The organism is Arenibacter palladensis (assembly GCF_900129275.1).
Classification (GTDB): domain Bacteria; phylum Bacteroidota; class Bacteroidia; order Flavobacteriales; family Flavobacteriaceae; genus Arenibacter; species Arenibacter palladensis.
In genome coordinates this window covers 159,519-183,552 of sequence record NZ_FQUX01000006.1, presented here as the reverse complement: position 1 = coordinate 183,552, position 24,034 = coordinate 159,519, and the positions used below count along the sequence as shown (strand labels likewise).

At 40.0% G+C, this 24,034-nt stretch carries 18 protein-coding genes; 14 read left to right on the top strand and 4 right to left on the bottom strand.

What is annotated here, in order from left to right; genetic code table 11:
- Nucleotides 1-31: 31 nt before the first annotated feature.
- The gene (locus tag BUA60_RS16295) at nt 32-1,318 is read right to left on the bottom strand and encodes a hypothetical protein (protein ID WP_218587935.1); all 1,287 of its coding nucleotides are present in this window, start codon (nt 1,316-1,318) and stop codon (nt 32-34) included.
- A 303-nt stretch (nt 1,319-1,621) separates the two neighbouring features.
- Between BUA60_RS16295 and BUA60_RS23390 the strand changes: the two genes are divergently transcribed.
- The 6 genes from BUA60_RS23390 (at nt 1,622) to BUA60_RS16265 (ending at nt 11,148) form a co-directional block, all read left to right on the top strand.
- Complete coding sequence (locus BUA60_RS23390) at nt 1,622-2,560, top strand: PKD domain-containing protein (RefSeq protein ID WP_072863507.1); 939 nt, start codon at nt 1,622-1,624, stop codon at nt 2,558-2,560.
- A 51-nt stretch (nt 2,561-2,611) separates the two neighbouring features.
- Nucleotides 2,612-6,013 carry a SusC/RagA family TonB-linked outer membrane protein gene (locus BUA60_RS16285; RefSeq protein WP_218587934.1) on the top strand — a complete coding sequence of 1,134 codons (3,402 nt, stop codon included), beginning with the start codon at nt 2,612-2,614 and terminating at the stop codon, nt 6,011-6,013.
- 17 nt (nt 6,014-6,030) lie between these two features.
- The gene (locus BUA60_RS16280) at nt 6,031-7,686 is read left to right on the top strand and encodes a SusD/RagB family nutrient-binding outer membrane lipoprotein (protein WP_072863505.1); all 1,656 of its coding nucleotides are present in this window, start codon (nt 6,031-6,033) and stop codon (nt 7,684-7,686) included.
- Between the two features lie 277 nt (nt 7,687-7,963).
- The gene (locus BUA60_RS16275; RefSeq protein ID WP_178347016.1) at nt 7,964-9,085 is read left to right on the top strand and encodes a metallophosphoesterase family protein; all 1,122 of its coding nucleotides are present in this window, start codon (nt 7,964-7,966) and stop codon (nt 9,083-9,085) included.
- A 114-nt stretch (nt 9,086-9,199) separates the two neighbouring features.
- Nucleotides 9,200-10,471 (top strand): hypothetical protein, encoded by a 1,272-nt coding sequence (locus tag BUA60_RS16270; RefSeq protein WP_072863501.1) that lies wholly within the window; start codon nt 9,200-9,202, stop codon nt 10,469-10,471.
- A 17-nt stretch (nt 10,472-10,488) separates the two neighbouring features.
- Nucleotides 10,489-11,148 (top strand): hypothetical protein, encoded by a 660-nt coding sequence (locus BUA60_RS16265; RefSeq protein WP_072863499.1) that lies wholly within the window; start codon nt 10,489-10,491, stop codon nt 11,146-11,148.
- A gap of 164 nt (nt 11,149-11,312) precedes the next feature.
- Here BUA60_RS16265 and BUA60_RS16260 read toward each other — a convergent pair whose 3' ends face one another.
- Complete coding sequence (locus tag BUA60_RS16260; RefSeq protein ID WP_072863497.1) at nt 11,313-12,161, bottom strand: AraC family transcriptional regulator; 849 nt, start codon at nt 12,159-12,161, stop codon at nt 11,313-11,315.
- A 304-nt stretch (nt 12,162-12,465) separates the two neighbouring features.
- On the opposite strand from BUA60_RS16260, the gene BUA60_RS16255 reads away from it, so the two are divergent.
- The 3 genes from BUA60_RS16255 to BUA60_RS16245 all read left to right on the top strand — a co-directional run bounded on the left by BUA60_RS16255 (nt 12,466) and on the right by BUA60_RS16245 (nt 16,702).
- The gene (locus BUA60_RS16255) at nt 12,466-13,392 is read left to right on the top strand and encodes a dihydrodipicolinate synthase family protein (RefSeq protein ID WP_072863495.1); all 927 of its coding nucleotides are present in this window, start codon (nt 12,466-12,468) and stop codon (nt 13,390-13,392) included.
- Between the two features lie 104 nt (nt 13,393-13,496).
- Nucleotides 13,497-14,930, top strand: coding sequence for a PHP domain-containing protein (locus BUA60_RS16250; RefSeq protein ID WP_072863493.1), 1,434 nt, complete (start codon nt 13,497-13,499; stop codon nt 14,928-14,930).
- A complete protein-coding gene (locus tag BUA60_RS16245; protein WP_072863491.1) occupies nt 14,927-16,702 on the top strand; it encodes a TIM-barrel domain-containing protein in 1,776 nt (591 codons plus the stop codon). The genes BUA60_RS16250 and BUA60_RS16245 overlap by 4 nt, the downstream gene beginning before the upstream one ends.
- Before the next feature lie 42 nt (nt 16,703-16,744).
- On the opposite strand, the gene BUA60_RS16240 is transcribed toward BUA60_RS16245, so the two are convergent.
- Nucleotides 16,745-17,620: a glycerophosphodiester phosphodiesterase family protein gene (locus tag BUA60_RS16240; protein WP_072863489.1), complete on the bottom strand. Its 876-nt coding sequence runs from the start codon at nt 17,618-17,620 to the stop codon at nt 16,745-16,747.
- A gap of 226 nt (nt 17,621-17,846) precedes the next feature.
- Nucleotides 17,847-19,091, bottom strand: coding sequence for a type IX secretion system plug protein (locus tag BUA60_RS16235; RefSeq protein ID WP_072863487.1), 1,245 nt, complete (start codon nt 19,089-19,091; stop codon nt 17,847-17,849).
- Nucleotides 19,092-19,240: 149 nt separating this feature from the next.
- Here BUA60_RS16235 and BUA60_RS16230 point away from each other — a divergent pair, with 149 nt between their 5' ends.
- The 5 genes from BUA60_RS16230 to nqrE are packed head-to-tail and all read left to right on the top strand — an operon-like array spanning nt 19,241 to nt 24,034.
- The gene (locus tag BUA60_RS16230) at nt 19,241-20,593 is read left to right on the top strand and encodes a Na(+)-translocating NADH-quinone reductase subunit A (RefSeq protein ID WP_072863485.1); all 1,353 of its coding nucleotides are present in this window, start codon (nt 19,241-19,243) and stop codon (nt 20,591-20,593) included.
- A gap of 4 nt (nt 20,594-20,597) precedes the next feature.
- Nucleotides 20,598-21,866 carry an NADH:ubiquinone reductase (Na(+)-transporting) subunit B gene (locus BUA60_RS16225; protein WP_072863483.1) on the top strand — a complete coding sequence of 423 codons (1,269 nt, stop codon included), beginning with the start codon at nt 20,598-20,600 and terminating at the stop codon, nt 21,864-21,866.
- 2 nt (nt 21,867-21,868) lie between these two features.
- Nucleotides 21,869-22,621 (top strand): Na(+)-translocating NADH-quinone reductase subunit C, encoded by a 753-nt coding sequence (locus tag BUA60_RS16220; RefSeq protein ID WP_072863481.1) that lies wholly within the window; start codon nt 21,869-21,871, stop codon nt 22,619-22,621.
- A 3-nt stretch (nt 22,622-22,624) separates the two neighbouring features.
- Entirely contained in the window at nt 22,625-23,272 is a 648-nt protein-coding gene (locus tag BUA60_RS16215) for an NADH:ubiquinone reductase (Na(+)-transporting) subunit D (RefSeq protein ID WP_072863479.1), read from the top strand.
- Nucleotides 23,273-23,296: 24 nt separating this feature from the next.
- A complete protein-coding gene (gene nqrE / locus BUA60_RS16210; RefSeq protein ID WP_072863477.1) occupies nt 23,297-24,034 on the top strand; it encodes an NADH:ubiquinone reductase (Na(+)-transporting) subunit E in 738 nt (245 codons plus the stop codon).

Below are 24,034 nucleotides of genomic sequence, written 5' to 3'. Positions count from 1 at the left end.
TGGAACTTGTATTAAAAGGTTAAGAATTGTATTACTTATCAGGTTTTGGACTGTTTTGGATAAGGGTCAATAAATCATTGATAAGGATTTCTCCTGTTTTTTCCCCGAGACTAGTGCGACTTACATACATATATCTTTTAAAACTGTTAAAATCTTCTTTGGTCAAAATATACCCAAATGCATCATTGGTCAGCCCAAAAAGAAAAGGATGTTCTGTAGGCATATTTCTTTTTAAATAGTAACCTATATTGGGTAGGGCTTCACCAGGTATGGTGAGTATTTGGGCCGATCCAATATTTAATAGGTTAAGGGTTGTATTAACAAAACGGTCGGAGTTGCCCATTTTTAAAGGCGAATTGTTTATAATATACCGCATCATTTCCGAATCTATTGGGAATTCGGCCTGGGTGGAGGCACAATAGATTTTTGGATCCTCCTGAATCTTGGCCTCGGATAAAATCCTCAGGGCCTCGTCTGCCAAAAGGTTCCCTATGCGCTTGCATTCTTCCCAATCATTGGCTTCCATATTATTGTCCCGCCTATTGTCTGCCGTTACCATTCCTCCTTGGGCACCGTTCATAAACAAGGCCATTCCACCTGCCTTGGCTTCAATTCTATCGTACAAGGGGCCTATTAGATCTGGACTCAATATTCCCTGATCGCTACCTATGATCTCTGGATGAATGGCATAGTTTACCAAAGTTACTATGGGTAGATCCTTGTTTTTACCCTTGGTTCCCAGTGCCTGTATTATACCGCATCTGGGGTCGTACAATTCAGGGGCGTAATAATTGTAGGCTATTTTGCCTTGGGCTTCGCCAACGGCTATTTTTAATTTTGCGGGTTCCAGATTTGCTGAAGCCTCATTTACGGCATCGGCAATTTGGGAGACGCACCAGTCAAGATATTTTAAATCGGCTGCATTATTACCTTTTTCATCAGGGAATGCATACGCATCGGGAGCGCTATGGGTATGCGTAGCACCGATTAGTATGTTGTTGAACGGAATGTCCTTGATCAATTTCCTTGCTCTATTGCCCAATGCTGCCGGCCATCCCAGATTGTCGATATTAACGATGGCAATTTTTTCGTTTCCCTTTGCCAGTACCATGGCTCTAACATAAAGCTCACCTTTCTTTTCGGTGGCGGGTTTAGGGGTGCCCACACCGCCAGAAACCGCAATCAAGGGGTCAGGGGTAATTATTCGTTTGGCCGCACCCGCCTTTAGTTGCTGGGAATGTATATGGAAAGAAACAAAAAAGATAAAGATTTGCAGAGTCAACATCGACTTACAAGCTTTGTAAGAATTAATTTTCATAAATCTTCACATTTAAATGTTAAAAATGCTCCTATTATGCATGCATAAAACTTAATAAGAATATTGACTTATTTTACAAAAATATATTTAATTTCTTAAATCGAGGGTTAATATTTAATGCATATTTAATAATATATCTGAATTGTTTTGAAAAATTTAAATATATTTTTGGTAATAGTGCAATCAGAAGGTCCTGATATTAACATATCGTTAACTAGAGGTTATCAAGCTGGGAACAAGGTTTTGGCAATCGTTAATTTTTGATCTTTGATGGCAGAAAAAACTAACTAAAAACTGTTATTTATGACTAAAAAAAATCTAATACTGTTGTATGGAATTTTATTTTCGATGATGCTGTCCCTGTCTTCCTGTAGCTCAGATGATAGTTCTAGTTCGAATGATATTCCTTTTTCCGCTGATATATTTCAAAGTGTCGTCGGGAAAAAAGTAGCCTTCCAAGGGTTGACCAACAATGCTGTCTCATGGACGTGGGATTTTGGGGATGGAACTACTAGCAGTGAGAAAAACCCGGTGCATGTTTATTCTGATGGTGGTTACTATACTGCCAAGTTAACGGCCACATCTGCAGATGGAAGTTCTATTAGCAAGGAGGTTATACTTGCTATTGATCTTACTCCTTATATATTACTTACTGGTGGACCAACTGCTACCAATGGTAAAACATGGAGGATTGCAAGTGCACATTCAGCAGCTGATAAGTTGGCGGATGCTGATGCTGATTTCAGCCCAATAGAGCAACCATTGGCCACTGGAATATTAGGATTGTTAGGGATGGGTGAAGTTTACGAGGATACTTTTACTTTTCATTTCGAGGGAGGTTATGAGATTGATACCAAGGCCGATGGTGCGGTTTTTAGTGGTTTGGTTTACCAAATTGTAACTGCGGGCTTCGGAGGTGTTGTAAATGCCAATGGTCAGGATTATGGTCTTTGTACGGGACTGTTTACACCGGATGATAATCTAACTTTTACTTATGTGGAAAATGAGGATTTGAATGTGCCTTCGGTATATGGTCCAGGGGGTGTACTAACTTTTGGTAATGTAACCACGCTTGATTTTTCTGGAAATGGTTTTCTTGGGTTCAAGGATTTTCAGAGTAAGGTGATTGTGCAGGAAATAAAGGATAATTCTATGAGGGTGGTTATGTTTATGGCGGCTTCACAAGATTATATTGGGGTAAATACGCATGCCTTGGTGTTTACTTTTGAAGTTGTGAACTAATCATTTATGTGGTAAACATTTAAAATAAATAACTAACTACAAAACAATTCTATGAACACATATTTAAAAAATAAAATTCGGATGTTTGGGCAAATGTCCATGGTGTTGCTAGTTTTCTGCACCACTTCGCTAATGGCCCAATCTGCTCAACATACGGTAACGGGTAGCGTTACATCTTCCGAAGATGGCATGCCATTGCCGGGAGTTAGTATCGTTCTTAAAGGGACTTCCCAGGGAGTTTCATCAGATTTTGATGGTAACTACAGTATTAATGTTCCCAACGGTAACGGTACCTTAGTTTATTCCTATTTAGGTTTTGAAACTCAGGAAGTCGCGGTAAACGGAAAAACCTCCATGAATATTGCCTTGGCCCCTGGTGCGCAGGCATTGGACGAGGTGGTAGTAACGGCCCTGGGTATAAAAAGGGAAGATAAGTCTTTGGGTTATTCCGTAGAAAATGTTGCAGGAGAGGAGCTAACAAGGGTTGCCCAGGAAAACGTTTTAAATTCGCTGTCTGGAAAGGTAGCGGGTGTAACGCTAAACTCCACAGGAGGTACAGGTTCTTCGGTAAGTATGGTAATTCGTGGGGCCATCTCCCTTAGTTCGGACAACCAACCGTTATTTGTTATAGATGGGGTTCCGGTTACCAACTCTTTGAACAACATAGGAGGTTTTGGTAGTGACAACCGAGTGGATTACGGAAATGCCGTATCGGATTTGGATCCAAATAGCATAGAAGATGTAAGTATTCTTAAAGGGCCTAGCGCCGCTGCCTTATATGGATCCCGAGCAGGTAATGGGGTAGTATTGATTACTACCAAAAAAGCCAAGGACAAGGAAAAAATGAAAGTTTCCTTTACTACCAATACGGTGTTCGATGTTCCTTATAGATTCCTGGAACAACAAACTAGGTTTGCTTCAGGTCTGTTCTCTTTTTCTCCTGAATCGCAAGGTGGTAGTTACCTGCTTCCGGATGTTCAATTATCTGGGGGTAACGGTGGTCCGGAATTGGATCGTGGATATTTCGCGGTACAGTGGAACGCTCCTGTGGATGCCAATGGGGTTCCCATTCCAACGGAATTGAAATCATACCCAAATAATGTAAAGAATTTTGTGCAGACCGGAATTACAACCACCAATAGTCTTGAGGTTACCAATAGTACAGAGTTTATGAACTATAGAATGGGCGTGACCAATATGCAGAATACCGGTCTTGTCCCTAATTCCGATGTTAACAGGAATAGTTTCTCCTTATCGGCCTCATCTAGTCTAAACGATAAGTTAATTTTGAGTACCAATGTAAACGTGGTGCACAGTTATGCTGATAACAGGCCGGCCTCCAACAGGGGTGCCAATCCTTTACAATGGGCATATTCTACCCCGGCCAATATTGATTTGGGCCTTTTGAGGGATTATGACCTTCCTGGAACAGATGTATTAACCTTGGCGCCAGGCTACAATAACCCTTATTTCTTGGCTTATGGTGTAAATAACAGTTATTCCCGATACAGGGTCTATGGAAACATGGTGTTGGATTGGAATATTTCTCCTTCCTTTAAGTTGCGAAGTAGTTATAATTTGAATAGTTATAATCAGACCCAAGAGACCAAAATGTCTCCAGGTTATAGTGCGGAATCCAACAATGGTACCTATGGTATCTCCAAGACAGATGGTGTGGAGACCAACGTAGACCTATTGGCCACTTTTACAAAGGATTTTGGCAATTTTGATTTCAGTATCTCCGGGGGTGGAAACCTTATGTACCAAAAGAATTCAGGCTTGAATAATTCGGCCTCATCACGTGTGGGACTTGTGGTGCCAGACCTTTTTACGGTTTCAAACATTGCCCCAACGGCATTGAATTATTCCAGTTTTATAAGTGAAAGGGGAATCAATAGTGTGTATGCCTTGGGTAACTTTGGTTTTATGGACATGTTGTATCTGGATGTAACGGCCAGGAACGATTGGTCCAGTACGTTACCAGTAGATAATCGTTCTTATTTTTATCCTTCAGCTTCCTTGAGTTTTTTGCTGAGCGAGGTTGTGGATATTCCTAAGGTAGATCTATTAAAACTTAGGGGAGGTTGGGCCAGAGTTGGTAACGACACCAGTCCCTATCAGTTGGGTGCATATTACAATAATGCCGGACAATGGGAGAATGCGGTATTGTATTCCGCACCAGGAAGTTTAAGTACACCTACCTTGGAGCCTGAAGAGGCTACTTCCAAGGAATTGGGGCTTGATTTGACGATGTTCAACAACAGGTTTCGTTTTGAAGGTACTTATTATACGGTTGAAAATAGGAACCAAATTGTTCCCAGTATCCCTATACCAGGATCTTCTGGATACGGTAGCGTAAGCATAAACGCAGGGGTATTGGAGAGTAAAGGGTATGAATTGTCTTTGGGCATAACACCGGTAAGAACGGAAAACTGGAACTGGGACCTAAACCTAAACTACACCACCAACGAATCTAAAGTAGTTGCCTTAGCGCCAGGAGTTGATTATATTGAATTGTGGAGCGAGAACAAGAGTGTTTCCAGAGCTTATATAGCGGATCCTGCTACTGGTGAAGACGGACTTGTTGGAAATCTGTATTCCCCTAGGATTAAAAGGGTAACCGATCCCAATTCGCCATACTTTGGATATCCCCTTATTGGGCAGGCAGAAGATTCCGAATGGTTGCCAGAGGAAGAACGTGTAAAGGTGGGGAACTATAATCCAGATTTTGTTATGGGTCTCCAATCCAGCCTTACATTTAAAAACTTTACTTTGAATATGACCTTCGATTGGCGTTCGGGAGGACAGTATATGTCACAAACCTCAAGATACATGGTAGAGGACGGCTACGGTCAACAATTGTTGGATAATTTGGTTAATCCAGGAATAGCGGAAGCAGGTCCGGAATTGAAACAATGGGTATTGGATAGAGCCGATGAATTGATTTACGGAGAGAATTTCCTTTCCGTTGGTGGTACACCAGGTAATGGCGGGTTGCCAGAAACCTTTAGTGGAAACGTAGTTTATGACGGTGTTTTTAGTCCGGGGGTAAGGGGAACCCATGATGAAAATGGTAACTTTATATTGGAAAGTGAAAACCTTGGGGATGTGGGAACAACTTTTCTTCCCTTTTCCGTTGCGAATCCTTGGGAATTTGGAACTCCCCATATGTTCGATGCCGATTATATAAAACTAAGGGAGGTGTCCTTAAGTTATAGCCTGCCCAGCAAGGTGATAGAAAGGACAGGATTGGATAACATTAGTGTATCCGTTTACAGCAGGAATATCATGTTATGGACCAAGGATTCTTCCTTTGGAGTAGATCCTGAAAGGGCATTCCAGGCAGAGTCCGGAAGAGATAAAAGGGGAACACAGTTTAAACAGGGTATAGAGAGGTATAATGTTGATCCTTGGGTAATCCCGGTAGGTTTTAAAATTGGTATAACATTTTAATATAAAAAACTAAGATCATGATGTATCAAATAAAAAGTAAAATGGCCATATTGGTTTTGGGACTCATCGTATTGGTTTCCTGCCACGGTCTAGAGGATTTAAATGAAAACCCCAACCAAATTGGTTCGGACAATGTCGATCCCAACCTATTGGTGGGTACCGTGATTTCGGGAACCGCTAAGAATGTGGTTGGATTGGGATTCGGTGAAATGGCGGGTGTGATGCAACATACCCAAAAAGATGGTTGGTCTGGCGGGCATAATGCTTATGACTGGAGCAATGATTCCCATAGTTGGAGCGGGTATTACAGACTGTTGACCAATAACAAAACCTTAATTGAAAAGGCGGAAGCCGATAATTTGGAATTCCATATAGGAGTAGGTTTGGTAATGAAAGCCTATCTTTTTGGGATGATAACGGATTTGTGGGGAGATGCTCCTTATTCCCAAGCGCTTAGGGGTGACGAGGGAGCTGAGTTTTTTGATGCTTCTTTTGACGATCAAAAAGATATCTATTTGGGTATTTTTACTGATTTGGCTCGGGCCAATACCCTTTTGTCTAAAAACCAAAGTGAATACTTTAGCATTCAACAAAATCAGGATGTACTTTACAGCGGTACTGTTTCACAGTGGCGTAAATTCGCGAATTCCCTGGCCTTGCGCTATTATATGAGATTGTCGGCAAAGGAACCTGGTTTGGCGGAAGAGGGCATAAGAAGAATATCTTCCAATCCTGGGCAATATCCACTTATATTGGATGCTTCGGACGACGCCAATGTTGATTACGTTGGTACCAGTACAAGCGACTCCTGGCCCACCAACACTAAATTTGATGTAGATCCACAAGGTGCGTATTTTAGAATAAAAATGGCAGCAACCTTGGTGGAAGCATTACAGGCACTTGACGATCCCAGATTAGGGGTTTGGGCCAATAAAATTGAAATACCGTTGGTTTTGGCTACCGGTGAGGCCGAGGATACGGATGATATAAGGAACGGAGAACGCTATGTAGGTCAAAAATTGGTAGATGATCATTTGGATATTGTTGGTGTTCCGGTGGATTTTGATAAGGAATATGTTGGACTTCCTACCGCCATACCATTGGGGCCAGCCTATAACTTAAAAAAGGAATTTAATCAAGGGTCTTATAATCCCCATGTTTCCCAATTGAATAATATTTACAAAGAGGCTAGTGGGCCACTACTTAAATCTCGATTGATTTCGGCGGCAGAGGTGCATTTTATCCTGGCCGAGGCAGCCTTAAAAGGTTGGGCTTCAGGTGGTGCGGAAGCCCATTATAACGAAGGGGTGAAACAGTCCCTGAAGGCTTGGGGCTTGGAAGCTGACTATTCCAGTTATATTGCTGGAGCTGCCTATGGGGGACTGGAAGATATTATGGAACAAAAATGGATAGCCAGTTGGACCTCTGCCGCTCAGTCTTGGTTCGATTATCGAAGGACAGGCTTGCCAGATTTACAGGCAGGTCCTGCGGCCAAACGTCCGGCTTTGCCCTTGCGTTTCTACTACCATATAGATGAGATAGACAACAATACACAGAATGCCGAAGCAGCTATTCAGAAATTGGAAACTACTTCGTTCAAAGGAGATGATGTCAGTAATAATAGTGCATGGTCCAAAATGTGGTTGTTGCAGGGTACTGGAGAACCTTACTAAATTATTTATTTGAATTAGTTTAGCGACTATTAAAAAGGAGGCATTCCGCAAGGGTTGCCTCTTTTTATTCCAGAGCCCAATATTTCAAAAACTGTAGGCCTCAAGTAATTTAATAACCGAAGGAATCCTGAGTTTTTAACGGGTTATTGGTTTGCACCGCGGTCTTTGGATCGGTTCCTTAATGGAACCAGGGCTTGCCGTGGGGTCCAAAACCATTTGTTATTATATTTTTTTTCTAATGTCGGATAAAGTATTCCGAATTTTAAAATCCAAAATCATGCAAAAAGTGTTATTCTTATCCCTCTTATTTATTGGCTTCAACAGTATTGCACAAGAAAGGGAAAAAATTGCCTTTGGCCCATATATTCAGCAAATGGGCACCAAAGATGCCACTATATGTTGGTCAACCCTGGAAAGTTCGCCCACTATTACCGATAAGGAAGGGAATGTAAAAACTATTGCGGAATACAAACACCATAAAATTCACTTAGGGGATCTGGAACCCAATACCGAGTATCAATATGATGTCCTTAACGACGGATCGGATGAAGGAAAAGGTACGTTGACTACCTATCCAGATGAAATAACACCTTTTAATTTTGCAGTCACGGGCGACTCTAGGAACAGGCACGATGTGCATGCTAAAATAGTGGCCAGAATCATGGAGACCAATCCAAGGTTTATTATCAATTCAGGGGATTTGGTAGCCAATGGGCGCTCTATTAGCGATTGGGAAGCCTTTTTTGGGGTGAACAAGGAGCTTATGAAGAATACGCCCTACTATCCGGTTTTGGGCAACCACGAAAAGGATTCACCTTATTATTACGATCTTTTCGATTTGCCCAATAATGAAAAATACTACTATTTCACCGTTGGGGACGCCCTTTTTATTGTTTTGGACAGTGAGGGCAAGCAAATTTCCGAACCCAATTTTATCTCGGAAATGAATAGTGATACCTTCTGGCAAAGTGCTTTCTCAGAATATTTCATTACCCAGAAAAAGTGGTTGGAAAACGTTTTGGAATTGAATAAGGAAGCTGGATTCGTGTTCATTTTTCAACACAAACCATTATACAGTGCCATGAAAAATAGAAAGGCGGAAGCCGAACAGACCCGAAAATTCTGGGGAGACATTTTTGAAAGGCATAAGGTTCAGGTGTTTTTGAATGGTCATGATCACCATTATCACCGCGCTACCAAGAATGGAGTGCATTATATAACCTCTGCGGGAGCAGGAGCACCCTTATATGATATTGAGATTACCTTACCAGAAACTAAGAAATCCAGTAAGATAGAGCATTTTGTCAATGTACAAATCAATAAGAAGAATGCCTATTTGTATGTGACCGATATAAACGGCGATGAAATTGAAACTATTGAAATTAAAAGAAGAAAATGAACCCTGGTAAAAGTATGAAACGATTAAAATAAATTTATGCGAAAACGAAGTGATTACAACTGTTTGTAAATTTTGTAATTACTTCCTTGTAATCAATTACAAAATTATAAACAGATGAAAACAAATAAAATAGCAATTCAAGTTTTGGTCGTGGCTATGTCTTTAGCCACCGCTTGGGCCATTCGGGGTCAGTTTGGACATGAACAGGGGGCGGCCTGGGCAGGGGCAATAGGAGGCTTGGCCTTAGTGCTTGTATCCGGCAGAAAGGATTGGTATAACAAAATGATGTTGGTGGCTTTGGCATCGGCAGTAGGTTGGGGAGCCGGAGGAATGATCAGCTATGGTATGGTGGTAGGCTATGGTTTCGCCGATAACTTTGTAAATGCGTATTACGGCTTGGGGATGCTCTTCGTTATAGGAGGTTTATTCGGTTTATTGGGGGGTGGCCTAGTAGGCTTAACCTTGGATTCTACCAAGGATAACAGAGTAAGGTGGGGTGCATTGCTATCCGAAATGACAGTTGGTGGAATGATCAGCTATTATTTTCTTATAGAGCAGATCGGCTTTAAAATGACACCTCCGCGTTCAGAGGCCTGGGCCGTGTGTTTTGGTGCAGGATTGGCCATGTTGTGGTATATGGCCAGGGAAAAGAGAAACTCGGCGATTAGGGTGGCCTTTTACGCTATGTTGGGCGGAGGTATTGGTTTTAGTTTTGGTAATTTTTTACATGTACTGGGAAATACCTGGCAAATCCCTTTTAATATGTGGAATGTTATGGAATACTGCATCGGTATTTGTGGTGGCTCGGGGATGGCTTACGGGGTGTTTAGTTCCAAGTGGCCTAAGGAGATTCCTAGGGCTACGAAATGGGAAAATTGGTCGGCCCTATTTATCGTGGTTCTTTTTATACCATTGATCGTTTACAGGGAATCATTGACCTATGCCCATATTGCCAGACGTTTGGAGAATTTGCCCAATATAGAATCCATTGCATCTTTTAGCACCATTATGGTCCTTTTGGTGTTGTTGGCAATGGTGATATCCATCTTTTGGAGATTTAAAAAAGATCAATTCACACAAAAGGAGGTTTTGATTACCTTTTTTACCATGCTATTGGCTTATACGTTTATGAGCTATGCCGTAACCGGGATTTTTGGGGGTGAAATGCATCTTAACCATCATCTTTATGTGGTGAACATAATAATAATTTTTGTCTTGCTTAGATCCGGTAGCTTGCAGTTCAACTATACGGAAATGGATAAGGTAGACCTTAAAAAATGGTTCTTTTATGTGTTGGTCGTACTTGTTGTATTGGCAATTTTGGCAATGATAGCCATAAGTGTACACGGAGATCTGGGAGACAGGGATAGATTTCCTATGAACTAAACTGAGGATTATTTTTGATGGAGGTAAGTGTACAAAGAAAATACCTGAAGACTATTGTGGCCGTTTTAACCATTTCTATTGGCTATGCGGTCTTAAGATATAATGTGGTGGGAACTGTTGCATGGAAGGATTTACCAATATTTATTCTGAACAAAGGAGTGTCTTTGGCCTCAATAGTATTGCTTACTTTTAGTTTTTCCATTAAGCCCTTGGTCAATTTGGGAATTCCAACTTTAAATTTTGGGAAGGAGAGCAGAAAAATCTTGGGGATATCCGGTCTGTTGTTGACCATATTTCATGTGCTCCTTAGTTTTTTGATTTTTAATCCCCAATACTATCCCAAGTTTTTTGTTAGCGATAATAGCTTGTCCGTTATTGGTAATTTTAGCTTGCTCGCCGGCATGGCCAGCTTTATGATATTGGGACTTTATCACTGGTGCTTTAGAAATCGATCAAAAAATAAAGAGTTACTTATAAATATTATTACATCAAAGGAATTTCTATTGGGACTGTTGTTAATGTTGGGAATACATCTTGTTTTTATGGGGTATACTACATGGGCCAGCCCATCAAAATGGCAAGGGGGACTACCTCCAATAAGTCTTATTTCATTCGGCGTAGTATTTTTCGGTTTCCTTATAAATGCCATTGGTCGAACTTCAGTCGGAAAAGTATAGTTAGTGTTCTCTTTATCAGAGGATGTGTACAACGCATTTGGTTACATGAAGCAGGATAACTTCAACTGCAAATTGAAGTATTACTAAAAGTGGATTAATTATATTGTTTAGGGAAATTTCTTAGCCAATAAAATGACAAATAAGATCCTGGGCCAATTGTTAAACTACCTAAACGTCTTTCGGTAATCCGAAGGGGTTTTGCCCATAATATGCTTAAAATAATGGTTAAAATTGGCCAGATTGTTATATCCGCTTTCAAAACAGATCTGCGTAATCTGCTTATCGGTTTCCGCCAGTAATTTGGCCGCTATGCCTACCCTGACACTTTTTACATATTCCATAAAGGTTAGATCTGTCTTCTTTTTAAAATACCTGCAAAAGGAACTGGGTGCCATGTTCAATACGGCAGCGGCTTCTTCCAATTTAACGCCTTCCTGTATGTTTTGAAAAACATATTCGTAGACCTTATTTATCTTATCCAGATTCTTGGAGAAAACGGCCGAACTGTTATTGGGATTGGATAGGTTTTCCCGTTCATCTACCTGCAAAAGAAAATTAAATATCTTTAGCATTTCTATATAATACTCCAGACCTTCCAATTGGGTCATTTTCTCTAGACTTTGCCTAATATGGCTGTCATTATTAAGTTTAAAACGAAGTCCGGTGCTCGATTGTTTCAAAAGGTCTACCACTTGTTCCAGCTCCGGCATCCTAAAAAAATCGGAGTTAATGATATCTTCCGAAAAGTGGGTAACAATGCAAAAGGGGTCATTGCCTTTTTCAAAATCCAAGGCTTCCCAGCAATGCGGCAAATTGGGCCCAAGGAGAACCAGATCACCTTTTTCAAATCCAGAAATGTTGTCGCCAACTATTCTTCTCCCGGATCCAGAAGTGATGAAGTTTAATTCAAAATTCCTATGGGAATGTATTCTGGCATTTGATGCCAAGGGTAATTTTCTCGATATAAACGAATGCTTATTGGGGACAAAAATTTTTTCAAAAATAAATTCCATAGCTTGGTATATTGACAATATAGGACTAATATAATTAAATTATTCAGAAATAAGGTTAAAATATAATGCAATTAAAACAATATTGTAGTGGCAGGGGATTTTAAATTGCGTTTATTTTGTTAGAGCAGCAAATCAAGTTTTATATAATTAGTATCAGTAGGTCCGATTATGGAATTATCGGATTTGTTGATCTGATATAAATTCATAAACAACCTAAAAACCAACCATTATGAAATCTGTAATTGCAACTTTTTGTCTATCGGTAGGTATTGTCATTTTTTAGTACTAATCCTTTAATTATACAATGATGAAATTGGCTATAAAAGGAATAATACCACCTATGATAACCCCTTTGCTAGAGAACAAGCAACTAGACCTTGTGGGTTTAAAAAATTTATTAAACCATTTAATAAATGGCGGCGTCCATGGCATTTTTATTTTAGGGACTACCGGGGAAGGCCCTAGTCTTAGTTATGCCGTAAGGAAACAGCTCATAACCGAAACCTGTAAAATCGTAAATAAAAAAGTTCCGGTTTTGGTAGGGATTACCGATACCTCTATTGATGGGACAATGGAAATAGCGGACCATGCCAAAAAAGTTGGCGCGGATGCTTTGGTAGTGGCACCTCCCTATTATTTTCCAATTGCCCAGGAAGAAATGGGGGATTATCTGGAAAGTTTGGTGCCAATGCTTCCCTTGCCATTTATGCTGTATAATATGCCCAGTTGTACAAAACTTCATTTATCCATGGATGTTGTTGGAAAGGCCAAGGAATTAGGGGCCATCGGCATTAAGGATAGTTCGGGAGATCTGACCTACTTGTATATGTTGATAGAAGAGTTTAAGAGTGATCCTTCTTTTTCCATAATTGCAGGAACCGAGCTGTTTTTGCCGGAGACCATTTTGAATGGTGGCCATGGTTCGGTTGCCGGGGGAGCCAATTTTTTTCCAAGGCTGTTTGTAGATTTGTACGAGGCCGCAATGGTTCAAGATTTGGAGAAAATAAAAATATTGAGGGAAAAGGTGATTATGGTTCACCAGACAATTTATGAGGTAGGGGAGTATTCCTCAAGGCATATAAAGGGTACCAAAGCGGCTTTGATGGCCATGGGTATTTGTCAAGATCATAATGCTGAACCATTGGACCGTTTCACGGAAGAACAAAGAGATAAGATAAAAAAGTATGTAGCTCAATTTAATTACAAGAATGAGTATAATGAAGTGCATTAAAAAGAGCACTGCGCAGCTGTCGTTATATATACTTAATTAAAGGTTTTAATCCTTTCTTATTAAAGAGGTTTGTCTGGAAGTCCTCTGGTAATGGATAATATAAAATGTTGAAAAAGTCTTTTGTTGCAATTCCGATTTTGGTTATCGCTGTCCTAGCACTTTTTTTCCATTTTGATATCGTTATTATTGACGCCCTTACCCTAAAAACCCTTCCCCAATACAATATCCACATTCCGGTATTGAGAATTGTTTTTGAACCAATATTGGGATTGCTGCTATATTTAAACCGGGCCATTTATCCACTACAGGAATTGCCGATTACCTTATTATGGATTTTGCTTTTTTATATATGCCTAAGTCTCTTCAAGATATTTAAAATTGCTTCAACTCCGTACAGAAGGCAAACAGCATTGCGGTTTTTGGGCAACCTGCCTATGTTAATCGGTATTTGTTTTTCAGTTTTTGTCGTTATCCTTTTCATTAGATTGCCTAATAATACCATTGTAAACAATACTCCGGATGAAATATTGGTAACTAGTCACGCCCATACAGAATTTAGTCATGATGGCTTAATATCCCAAGAGAAAATGTGGGCATGGCACAAAAGAAATGGGTTCGATGCCTTTTTTATAACAGATCATGCCAATCACAAAAAAACATTGGAATTCGTAACCCAACAAAGAAATAAACAATTCCCCATAAAACCTTTAATCATGGTTGGTCAAGAGCATTCAGGTTCCAATCATATGAGTTTATTGGGGCTGAACGGAAAATTTGAAACCAAGGACAAATCCGATTCCCTAATTGTGAAATTGGTGCATGAACACGGCGGGGCGGTTATTGTGAATCACTGGTTTGACGGGAAGGGAAAGGATAAGGAATTTTATAGGGACCTAGGGGTTGATGGTTTTGAAATAGAAAATGTGGGCAAGGAACTATATTATGACCGCGCCATTTTTAAGGATCTTAAAAGGTTCTGCGAGGAAAACAAACTCCTTATGATCGGTGGACTTGATTTTCATGGTTATGGTAGGGCGTGTGGCATATGGAATGCTTTCCAAATTCCAAATTGGCACGAAATGGATCCTCATAAAAAGGAAAAATCTATTTTGGAAATAATAAGAAATATGGATCAAAGTAAGGTTAAGGTACTTATGTACCAGGACCGACCTTTTTATTCTGGAGAAAATTTATTGTTCCAACCCTTTATTACTTTGGTGAATTATTTTAGGACCCTTAATGTTTGGCAAGTATTATCCTGGGCTTTGTGGTTGGTTTTGTTCCAACTGCTTTGGAATTACAGAAGGGAACATTTTATTCCGATGCATAAAAGAATGGCCTTAACGGGTATGTTAAGTGCCCTGTTTTTGGTTGTCTTGGGTCTGTATTATATGGTTCGGGGCAATTCGGTAAAAGGCTATAGTAAGGTGTTTGCGGAGTATAGTTCCTTGCTGCTGACAATAGGGTCTGTTTTTATGGTCTATACACTAGTGGCCATATATTTTAGATTCTTTAGAAAAGTAAAAAATTTAAATTGAAAAGTAAAGCTCTAAAAATTAGTATTTGGGTTTTGGCGACTTTAACTGTTGTCACTTATTTTTATTGGATTTTCCCTGTATGGGGAATACCGTTCAATAGTCAGCGACATGGAAATCCGCCTTTAACCCCTCCTTGGGCATTGGAATGTTGGCTTTGGGAAGATGATGTTAATACTTCAGATTATGTAGATGAATTGTTGGCAGGGTATAAAGAAAATGACATTCCCGTTAGAACCATTATTTTGGATAGCCCCTGGTCTTTGCGCTATAATGATTTTGAAATTGATACGAGCCTGTACAAGAAGCCGGATCAGTGGTTTAAGAAGCTACAGGACAGTAATTATAGGGTGGTTCTCTGGATGACTTCCATGGTGAATAGTTTTAGTAAGGATGCCAACATTAAGGATTCCAAGGATTGGTATCAAAGGGCAATGGATAATGGTTTCTTGGTTAAATCCCGCCACCCCAATAAATGGTGGAAAGGTGAGGGTGGTTTTATAGATTATACGAATGATAAAGCCATGGATTGGTGGCGTGGGTTGCAACAAAATGTTTTTGATCTTGGTATAGATGGATGGAAGCTGGATGGTACCGCAACCCTTTTTTGGAACCAGTTGGGTCCCTTGCCAATTTTTTATAAGCGTTCTTCCAAAGGAATTATGACTACTAGAACCTATATGGACCACTATTATAGGGACGAATATGCGCATGGGCTTTCCCAAAATCCTGAATTTGTAACGCTTTCCAGATCTATAGACCGTGGCTTTCATCCTGAAGGCTTTTCGCCCATTGATGCTTCCCCTGTGAATTGGGTAGGCGATCAGAAGCACGAATGGGTTACCGATGAAATGATCATGGAAAGTGGGGGTGAGAATGTGGATATCGCTTTGGATGGAATCCAAGGTTTTGAATCGGCCATAGAGAGTGTCCTAAAAAGTGCAGACTTGGGATATAATATTGTAGGGTCTGATGTAGCCGGATTCTCGGGGAAAACGATTCCTGCTCGACTTTATATGCGTTGGACGCAATTTTCCACTTTTTGCGGTCTCTTCATGAATGGGGGCCATGGAGAAAGGCGACTATGGAAAAGAACAGAAGAGGAGCTTCAGGTAATACGGAAGTTTTCCTGGTTGCATACGGAATTGGTGCCCTATATGTACCACTATGTGGTAACGGCCCATAACGGAGGAAAAAGATTGCAGACTCCACTAAAAAAAGGCAAATATCACTATATGTTCGGGGATGATTTTTTGGTGGCCCCAATATATATGGATTCTAAAACTAGGACCGTTACCTTGCCAAAAGGTCAATGGAGGTACTTTTTTGATGATCATAAACTCATTGATGGAGAGGTTGAAATTAAGCGGGATTTTCCAATGGACGAATATCCAGTCTATATTAAGGAAGGGGCCATTGTTCCTATGGATATTAAGCGATCCTATACCGGATTGGGAAATGGGGATTCCGAAGGCTATACTACCATTTTAGTATATCCCAAAGGTGAAAATAGTTTTGTTTATCATCATACGGATACCGCGGGTGAAAGTACCATTTCTTATGAAGTAACAGCTGGTACTTTGAGACTTTCCGTGGAAGGAACAAAATTCGCCCATCTGTTAAGGATTCATTTCAGCAAAATCCCGAAATCGGTGTCGCTGGATGGAAAACTGTTGGAAAAGGAGGTGTTTTGGAATTATGACGTCCAACACCATAAACTTCTAGTCAGAAATGATGGTGGTTATGGGAATGGGGTATATGAAATAAAATATTGATCCTCCTACCTTCATAGTTTTCCTTCACAAATATCATAAATCTTATCGGTGCAGGTTTCTGGATCGAAGATAGCTTATTAGTTCTTCAGGCAAATCGGTTTGAATTACGTTCACGTATTTTCGGGTCAATAGGGCATCAAAACCTGAATTTTTAGCTTCGGTTTCCATCCTATCATACTTTCCCAAAGCATTGATCCAAACCCTATATCCGGATTTTATAAGTCGGCGCATGGTTCCATTTCTATAATAGCTGTCATCAATATGTATTATGGAAATATCCTCCAATTTCCTTATGTTCCTAATATCCTTTCTGGAATATGCCCTGGGCATTATTTTAATATCCTTGTTCAATTTTTGGTATTGTGCGGTTTCGGGGTAATCATAAAGGAAAAATAATATCTGGTTTTCCATTCCGTATTTTTCTATCAACTCAAAAGTTTGTTTTACGGCGGCCTCTCCTTCCAGCTTAAAATCTACATCCAATAACATCTTGCCCTTGGTTAATTGTAGTACCTCCTCAAAAGTTGGTATCTGCTCATTTGTAACGTCATTTCCCAACTTAAGTTTAAACTCCTTGAGTTCTGCAAGCGTAAAATCATCCACTTTCCCTGTCCCATTGGTAGTTCTGTCAATAGTTTTATCGTGCATGATTACCAATTCACCGTCCTTACTTTTTCTGATATCAATTTCCACGATATCAACCCCTATGCGAATACTTTCGGCTATGGCGGCCAAAGAGTTCTCCGGGTAGTTGGGATTGGTGGCTCTGTGGGCCGCTACCAGGATCTGTTCCGGATTATTGTGGTAATCGTCAAGAATACTATCTAGTTTGGTTTCCTGAGCTTGGGAGATTAGGCCTAGGAAAAGTAGAAGAACTAAAATGGTTTTGTTCCAAATAGAAGAAAAGCTAATATTCATGTTTAATTATGGGTTAGGGATTAGGTTGAGATTCCCATCATTATTATGGCACAATATAATAAGACTTTTTGTTTACACGTTTAAGCTAATGTTAATATCTGCTTTGGAGCTTCTTTTTTTTGATAAATTAATTTGTGGTTGCTGTCCTGTTCCTAGGCCAGTCCATCTTAATTCTTTAAGACCATTTAGGGAAAAGTGCTATTTGAAGCGACCGTTTAAACAATAGTTAATTGGTAATGGAACGGGAATTGGCAGAGCCCACTCCAATTATGCTGTCGTACATATCGCCAAAATTGCGATAATAGACCAGGATGAGGTAGTTGTTTTCCGTAAAATGAAAATTTCCCGAAATGGTGTTCATATCAATATCACCTTCATTGTTTTTCATTACATATTTGTAATTGTAAAATCCTTGTTTCATTTTTATAACCGCCTCCATATTGCCGGTAGCTTCGTTATAGGTCATTTTATTCTCTTCATCGAGGGCGTAATTATTGTATTTTCCAAATACATATACATCGTTAAGGCCAATTTTTTCAGTGTAGGGCAGGGTAAAATGTATGTAGCTATATTCTGCCTCCCTGGAGCTATCATCTCCCTGCAAAGTTCTGACCACAAAATCACCGTTAACATCCGGGTAGTAGGTATAGGGTCGGTCGAACCTAAAATAATCCATAAATAAATAATGGTTGTACAGATCAGTAAGTTCTATTCGGGAAATGGATGAACTTGGCGCCCTAAGGTCTTTGGTGTCAAAATTAAAATATTCATTACCGCCAAAAAAACTGGTTTCCTTATCATATTTATATACCAGTTCCGATCCCAGTATAAACTGTGGGCTTATGTTGGTAATCGTGGTGGGCCAGAGATGGTTTTGTATTATGGCGACTTTTACTTCCTTGTTGGGGTTTACCAAATTTACCTGATTGGCATTAATGGTAAATTGCACTACTTGTTTTTCATTTAGATAGTTAAAATCCCTGGAACGTTTTACTACGCCGCCTACAGTTACCTTATCTACATATACTATAAATCTTCTGGAAAATTGAAGCTCATTATGACTGTTGTAAACTTCCAGTACGTAATTGCCGCTAACTTTTAGTCGGGTATTATCATTGGGGATAGTAAGCTTGTAGTTGGAGTAGGGTTGTAGTGTAGAGTAGCTATTGGCATAATCTACAATCCGCTCGTTGTCCATTCCGTTTAGATATTGGGATTTTAAAAGTGAAGATGGGGTCCAGTCATAATCACAATGTACTATTTTGTAATAATAGTCCTGTTCATTGGCAAGAAGGTCATCAAATTCCAGATAAATTGGGTTGCCCAAGCTTACGACCGGAAATTGGTCATCGGTGTCACCTTTAAATACAACGGTTTTGATATTTGATGGAGGGTTTATTTCAATCTGCACCTGAGCAAAAGCAAAATGGCAGGAAATGAATAGTATAAGCGCAAAAAAATTCAATCTCATTTGGTAATATTTTCACGTAAAGGTAAGCAAAAAGCAAGCCTAAATAGATTAGCGTGGTTTAATCTCTAAATTTATAAGTAATAATTATGAAAACTTTTTATTAAGTATTAAATTTGCTCGAAATTTTGATAACCTAAGGTCTACTAAATATGTCTAAAGACATCCGAATTAAAAAAGGCTTGAACATTAATCTTATTGGTGATGCGGAAAAGACTACTTCCAAAGCTGTTTTAAGTAATGTTTATGCGATTAATCTTCAGGATTTTCACGGAATTACACCTAAATTAATAGTTAAGCAAGGCGCTGAAGTAAAGGCGGGAGAACCACTTTTTTACAATAAAAATGTGGAAGACATGCTTTTTGTTTCCCCGGTAAGCGGAGAACTGATCGAGGTAGTGAGAGGTGCAAGAAGAAGAATTTTAACTTTGAAAATATTGGCGGACAAAAGCCAAGAATTTGTATCGCATGCACCATTGTCTCCTAAAAGCGCCAAAGCTGAGGAGGTTAAGGCCCTGCTTTTAAAATCTGGGTGTTGGCCTTTCATTAAGCAAAGACCTTATGATATTATTGCAAACCCAAGTGTAACACCTAAGTCCATTTTTATATCTGCTTATGTTACCAGTCCTATGGCGGCCGACTTAGATTATGCATTAAAGGGGAAGGAAAATGAAATTCAGGCTGCAATTACAGCCCTAGGGAAATTAACCCCTGGAAAGGTACATGTTTCTATAGGTAAAGGTGGACAGTCTATTTTTTCCAAGATGGAAGGTGCGGAAATACATAAGGTTTCCGGCCCCCATCCTGCTGGATTGGTAGGTACCCAGATCAATAAGATAGACCCGATAAATAAGGGCGAAGTGGTTTGGACAATTGCTGCGCAAGACCTTGTTATAATAGGGGAGCTTCTGCTTACCGGTAGGTATAACCCTGAAAGGGTTGTTGCCTTGGTAGGTTCCAGTGTTAAGACCCCAAAATATTACACCACCAAAATAGGTTCTGAAATAGCTACCTTTCTTTATGCCAGTGGCGTAAATACGGAGAATTTCAGGGTGATAAACGGGGATGTACTTACGGGTTCCAAAACGAAGCCGGACGGATATTTGGGGTATTATAACAATACCGTATCTGTAATTCCCGAAGGTGATGATTATGAATTTTTTGGCTGGAACAAGCCTGTTTTCAATAAAATATCCTCAACTAGGGCCTTGACCTTCTCATGGTTGCAGCCCAATAAGAAGTACGATTTGGATACCAATACCAATGGTGAACATAGGGCTTTTGTGGTAACTGGATTGTATGAAGAGGTTTTTCCAATGGATATTTATCCCTTACAGCTTCTAAAAGCATGTATGGTAAAGGACTTGGATGAAATGGAGCAGTTGGGTCTTTACGAAGTTGCTCCCGAAGATTTTTCACTTACAGAATTTATTTGCATCTCTAAACAACCCCATCAACAGATCATCAGGGAAGGGTTGGATTTATTATATAAAGAAATAGGATAAAAAGATGAGCTTAAAAAATAATTTACATAACCTAAAGGAGAAGTACAAAGGCAAGAAAATGGCCCCTGCATTCAATGCAATCCATACCTTTTTGTATGCTCCCAACGAAACTACACATTCTGGTTCCCATGTACGTGCCGTGGATGATTTAAAGCGTACAATGAACACGGTTATCATGGCTTTGGTCCCCGTACTTATTTTTGGGATTTTCAATGCCGGGTATCAGCACTATGCTGCTGTTGATGCGGCCAATGGTGTGGTTAGACAAGCTTCTCTTTTTGGGAACTTCCTAACTTGGGAGAATTTTATTATGGGAGCATGGACCGTGCTGCCATTGGTAATCGTTTCCTATGCGGTTGGACTTGCGGTTGAATTCTTGTTTGCCGTAATCAAGGGTCACGAGGTAGAGGAAGGTTATTTGGTTACCGGTATGTTGGTTCCCTTGATAGTACCTATTGATACTCCCTTGTGGATGTTGGCCGTAGCCGTAGTATTTGGAGTGGTTATCGGAAAGGAAGTTTTTGGAGGTACCGGAATGAATATTTTGAACCCGGCGCTTACCATTAGGGCATTTTTATTCTTTGCTTATCCTACTTGGATGAGTGGGGATAAGGTTTGGGTACACCAAGCGGTTGATTTGGCCGGTGGTCCCGATGCTATTTCCGGAGAAACTATTTTGGGTTATTTGGCACAAGGTAAGGGGGCAGAAATGTCTTATTCCGTTGCCGATATGTTTTTTGGGTTTATCCCCGGATCTGTTGGGGAAACCTCTACAATACTAATTTTGTTGGGTGGACTGTTCTTGATTTATAGTAAGATTGCTAGTTGGAGGATCATGCTGAGTGCAGTATTAGGGGCCTTGGTCATGGGACTTATCTTTAATGGCGTGGTCGATGCAGGCTGGATAACCGAGACAAGCAAGTTTTACGGATTAATGAGTTTTGCCTTCTGGCAACACTTGATAGTTGGTGGTTTGGCCTTTGGTATTGTGTACATGGCAACCGATCCGGTTACTGGTGCCCAGACCAATAAGGGCAAATGGTTTTATGGATTCTTTATAGGATTTATTTCAGTATTGATAAGGGTTTTCAACCCTGCTTATCCAGAAGGCGTATTCTTGGCTATTTTGTTGATGAACGTTTTTGCTCCAACAATTGATCACTATGTGGTTAGGGGGAATATAAATAAAAGATTGAAGCGTGCTAAGAACGCTACTATTTTACCTAGGGACGGTGAAGGAAAAGCACAGGAATTAAAAGCAGAAACAGTATAATCATGGCAGTTAATACAGATAAAAATAGTTACACCGTTATTTTCGCCGCCGTTATGGTGGTCATAGTAGGGTCTCTTTTGGCATTTTTTGCGTCTTCACTCAGTGAAAAGATCCAGGAGAACGAAAGACTGGAAAAACAACAGAATATTCTTTATGCCATGGGCGTAAACGAAAATGAGGATGAAGGAAGTGTAAATTTTGTTTCTACCGATAAGGTTGCTGGTGAATTTGAAAAATATATCACGGAGCAATTGGTAATTGAAGGGGATAAGATTACCAAGGACGACAATGCCTACCTAATCGATCTTAAAAAACAGGAAACTGAGGCCAAAGCTGGTAAAACAAGGAAATTACCTTTGTTTATTGGTGAAAAGGACGGCTCAAAGTATTATATCATTCCTATGAGGGGCAAAGGTCTTTGGGATGCTATATGGGGATTTGTTGCCCTGGATAATAATTTGGTAGTAAAAGGCGTGTACTTCGACCATAAAGGGGAGACCCCAGGTTTAGGGGCCAATATTAAGCAACGTTACTTTATGGACGACTTTACCGGAGAATCCATTTTAAACGGTACCGAATATGCCGGTATAGCCGTTGCCAAGGGAAATAACGATCCTACCAACGAAATTAAAGATGATAATGAGGTTGATGCATTGGCGGGAGCAACCATTACCGGTAACGGTCTGTCTGCAATGATCAAAGAAAGCGTAAACCTATACAAGTCCTACTTGGAATCAATACGAGTTAAAAATTAAAACATGGCACTACTTTCAAAAAAAGATACGAGTCTAATATTAGACCCTTTGGCAGATAATAACCCTATTACCATTCAGGTATTGGGAATTTGTTCAGCATTGGCAATTACAGCAGAACTAAAGGCGTCCATAGTAATGGCCCTATCGGTTATGTTCGTATTGGGTATGGGAAATGTTGTTATTTCCTTAATGCGGAACATTATACCTTCCAAAATTAGAATTATTGTACAATTGGTGGTTGTAGCTGCCTTGGTTATTATGGTGGATCAGGTGCTTAAGGCCTTTGCATATGAATTGAGCAAAACGCTTTCTGTGTTCGTGGGTCTTATCATTACCAACTGTATCATTATGGGACGTTTTGAGGCTTTTGCTTTGGCAAACGGACCATGGAGGTCTTTCTTGGATGGTATCGGAAACTCGGCCGGATATGGTTTAATATTGATCATAATTGGATTTTTTAGGGAGCTATTGGGCTCAGGTACATTGCTTGGGTTTAAAGTCTTGGGCGATCCTATAGAAAAAACTGGTCTTTATGCCATAGGCTATGAGAATAACGGATTTATGTTGTTGTCTCCCATGGCCTTGATCGTTGTTGGTCTCATTATCTGGGTACAACGTTCACGAAACAAAGCTTTAATAGAAGAAAACTAGTAGTCATCATAAGAATAGAATGTTATGTTAGAACATGTAGAATTATTTTTTAAATCCATATTTATAGATAATATGGTATTTGCCACGTTCTTAGGAATGTGTTCTTATCTTGCCGTTTCTAAAAAAGTGACTACTGCAGTTGGTCTTGGCGCAGCTGTGATCTTTGTATTGGCAGTAACGGTGCCCCTAAACTGGTTATTGGATCAGTATCTTTTAAGGGATGGGGCCTTAGCTTGGTTAGGACCTGAGTATGCGGATTATAACCTAAGCTTTTTATCTTTTATCCTCTTTATTGCAACCATAGCCACTATGGTGCAATTGGTAGAGATCGTTGTGGAAAAATTTTCTCCTGCGCTCTATAATTCTTTGGGTATATTTTTACCACTTATTGCGGTAAACTGTGCCATCTTGGGAGGTTCGTTATTTATGCAGTCTAGGGACATCCAAACTCTTGGATTGGCCTTTAATTATGGACTTAGTTCCGGTATCGGCTGGTTCTTGGCTATTTTGGCCATTGCAGCCATACGCGAGAAAATTAGATACTCCAATGTTCCACCACCACTTAGAGGTCTTGGAATAACCTTTATAATCACTGGACTTATGGCTATTGGTTTTATGAGTTTTGGCGGTATGTTAACTGGCGGTGATGAGGCTCCAAAGGAAGTGGAGCAGAATACTGCACAACAGTTAGAGGAAGATAAAATAATTAAGGAGACCAAGGAAAATACGGTTTCTTATAACAACGCTATAATAAACGAGTAA